General features: G+C 68.3%; 4 protein-coding genes. All 4 read left to right on the top strand.

The annotated features are described in order from the left end of the window. Positions 1–326: 326 nt before the first annotated feature. On the top strand, positions 327–1316 hold the full coding sequence (locus AB0M20_RS34670; protein WP_364304607.1) for a hypothetical protein: 990 nt from the start codon (positions 327–329) through the stop codon (positions 1314–1316). Then, complete coding sequence (locus AB0M20_RS34665; protein ID WP_364304605.1) at positions 1313–1987, top strand: hypothetical protein; 675 nt, start codon at positions 1313–1315, stop codon at positions 1985–1987. Before AB0M20_RS34670 ends, AB0M20_RS34665 begins: the two co-directional genes overlap by 4 nt. Next, complete coding sequence (locus tag AB0M20_RS34660) at positions 1984–2301, top strand: hypothetical protein (RefSeq protein WP_364304603.1); 318 nt, start codon at positions 1984–1986, stop codon at positions 2299–2301. The genes AB0M20_RS34665 and AB0M20_RS34660 overlap by 4 nt, the downstream gene beginning before the upstream one ends. Beyond that, a partial coding sequence (locus AB0M20_RS34655) for a hypothetical protein (protein WP_364304600.1) occupies positions 2298–3134 on the top strand: 837 nt, incomplete at its 3' end. The genes AB0M20_RS34660 and AB0M20_RS34655, both read left to right, overlap by 4 nt.

Below are 3134 nucleotides of genomic sequence, written 5' to 3'. Positions count from 1 at the left end.
GGACCAGAACCACACAGGCAACGGACACCCGACGTGGGGAATTTGATCTAGCAGCAGTGGGGAGTTTCGGCTAGCGCCAACACTGGCCGCGGTCAGCCTCAGTGTGCTTGCCGTGCCCGTGGTGATCGTGCTCGCCGCCGTCGTCGGCGTCGGCGGACACAAATGCGTCACCGTCGTGCAGCACTGGCACTGATGGCCACCGCCACCACGCGCCAATGCCTGTCCCTACTCCCACAAGCCGACGACACCGGACATCGCCCTGAGAAGCAGACCGGTGCCGCCGACCTCACGCACTGACCCCACCAGCATGGAGAGGAGCCAGCGTCATGCACGCTACCCAACCACAGGGCGGAGCCAGCCCTGACCCCATCAGCATCACCCTGGACCAGTTCGCCGCCTACCTGAACGGCACGGTCACCGACGAGCAGCTCCGGGCCTCGATCGCCTCGGCGACCGACCCGGCAACCTCCCGGCAGACCCCGCCTGAGATGGCGGAGGACGTCGGCTACACCGTCACCGAAACGGGTGGGCGAGTCCTCGATGCGGCACCCACCGCTGAGGCACCCGCCGCTGTGGCACCTGCCGTTGAGGCACCGGCCGTTGAGGCTCCGGGCACGGCCGCGAGTGTGTTGCGGTCGGCGGCGGTGTACCTGGAACGGCACGGCTGGATCCAGGGCGCCTACTACGACCCGTCCGCGACCGTTTTCACTCCGGCGGCGGACATGGCCGGCGCGATCGGCATGGTCTGCTACGGCGGCCCTGTCGAGGCTCCGGCGCAACACTTCGACGACCCCGGCTTCCTGGACTTCGAGGAGGCGATGCTGCACCTCGACCGGTTCCTGCTGGTCGAGAACGGCTCGCAGTCCTATGAGTTCAACGACGCCAAAGGCCGCCGCGCCGAAGACGTCATCGGTGTGTTGCGGGAGGCGGCGGCGCGACCGGCCGAGGAACTGATCGACGCGCTTCGGGTCATCGACACCGAGGACGCCGATCGGGCCACGCTGGTCAGGCTGCTCATCCCGTGCGGCTGGCGCGAGCCGGTCGACCAGCCGATGGTGCACGTCGGCCAGCACGTTCCGGGGTCCCGGTGGGGCTGCCCACGGTGTCAGGCCGAGTGCTTCTGCCTCGACGGGATCCAGTGCGTGCACTGCGTCTTGCAATTCGAGCAGGACGCGACGGACGACCTGATCCCGGGCGAGCTGTACACCTGCACGGAGTGCTTCACGCAGTTCGTGTACGACGACGTGCTGGGCACGCAGTGCGAGTGTGCCGATCCGCTTCCCTCCGGTGACCCGGACGGCGGTGACGCCCGATGAACAAGAACACCGTCAGGTCTGCCCTGACGCCGAAACCGCCCATCAGGCGGGCTGGGCGTGTGGTGGAGACCAGCGAGTTCGACGCCTTCGTTCGCAGGATTCTGCGGGCCTACGCCCGTCGCGTCGCCGCCGGTGACGTCGAAGCCCTGCGGTCGCTGTCGCAGCTGTCCAGCGAGGTCGACGCCATGTGTCGCCTCGCCGTCGCCGGCCTGCGCCAACCCCCGTATTCCTACTCATGGTCCGAGATCGCCGACCGGCTTGGCGTGACCAAGCAGACCGCGCACGAGCGGTACGGCGAACGGTCCGGCCGAGGCTCCCTCGACCGGCGGCTCCTGGAAGCCGGACTCAGTGTCTCGGTGGCGACCCTCGTGCAGGTGTTCGCCGATCACCACCCTGGTAGCCCGGCATCGTCTGTCTGCCCGGGCTGCGGCTACCGCTACCCCGACCAGGTCCTCGACTGCCCCACCAACGCCACCGTGCGTCCGCTGCTTTTGAAGCGGCGTGGAGAGGACCGGAAAGCGGTCGCCCGACTCAACCCCGTGCAGTTCGAAGACCTGCACAAAGCCAACGCTCACAAGGTCACCCGCGCGGCGCGCGGCAAGACCGAACCGGCGACACCTGCATTCCGGGCGTCGTCGCTGTTCGACCTCGCCGGAAAGGACGCGCAATGACCGACGCATCCCAGCGCACACAACCGACCGATACCGATCCAGCTGATACCGATCCACGCCGTGCCGCCGCTTGGCTGCACGACCTGCTGAAGCACGACGGTGTCGAGGACCTGCGCTACTACGGCCGTGCCACCGTGCACGCCGGAGTCGTGATGGTCTCGTTCCGTCATTCCTCGGCGGAGATCTGGTTCATCGACAACTGGTCCAACAGCGTTGACCTGGCCCATATCCAGGTCGACCGGACCACGATCAGCATGGGCACGCTCACCGAGATCGTGACCGCGCTGGCGAACCATCTGGCGGTGTCGCCGTGAGCGTCACCATCACCGGTCGTGGCTGGGCCTACATCGGTGCCGCCCTGGGTGGCACCGTGTCGATCGCCGCGAACATCGCCCACTCCTACGTCCCACCAGCGGGTGTGACTGTGGAGCGCTGGTCGCCGAATATTGGTGCCGTCATCGGTGCCGTGTTCTGGCCGGTCGGGTTGTTCGTGGCCACCGAGATCCTGACCCGGGTGGCCTGGCCATCCGGCACAACCTGGCAGCTGCTGCGCTGGCTGGGCATGCTCCCGGTCGCGTTCGTCGCCGCCCTGGTCTCCTACCGGCACCTGTCCGGGCTGCTCGCCTACTACGGCGACGAGCCCATGGTGTGCATCCTCGGCCCGCTCGCTGTCGACGGGCTGATGGTGATCTCCTCCGGCGCACTGCTGGCCACCGGAACCCACCAGCACACCCAATCCACAACCACCCAACCCGCACCCACCCAACCCGCACCCACCCAAGCCGACACAATGTCCGTTCCGGCCGTCCCCGACCCTGTCGAGGTCCCGGCCCTGACCCCGCCTGCCGTCCCGGCGCTCAGCATCACCGCGCCTACCTCAGCGGCAGACGACCCGCAGCCGTCTGCGGAACCGGCAGTGACGCCGGAACCCACGGTCGATTCCCGTGTCGATGTCCCGACCCCGGCCGATGTTGCTGCCCGGGTCACCCCCAGCCCGACGAGCATCCCGCTGCGACCGACCGCCACCCGGCCGGCCACTCCGAGCACTCCGCGACCCAAGCCCCGCAAGCCTGAGACGACGACCACGGCTGAACGGCTGGCCGCTCCCGCCACCGACACCCCTGTCACCGAGCCGGGGTGCAGTATC

Source organism: Actinoplanes sp. NPDC051633, assembly GCF_040681735.1.
Lineage (GTDB): Bacteria > Actinomycetota > Actinomycetes > Mycobacteriales > Micromonosporaceae > Actinoplanes.
This window is presented reverse-complemented; position numbering and strand designations above follow the sequence as displayed.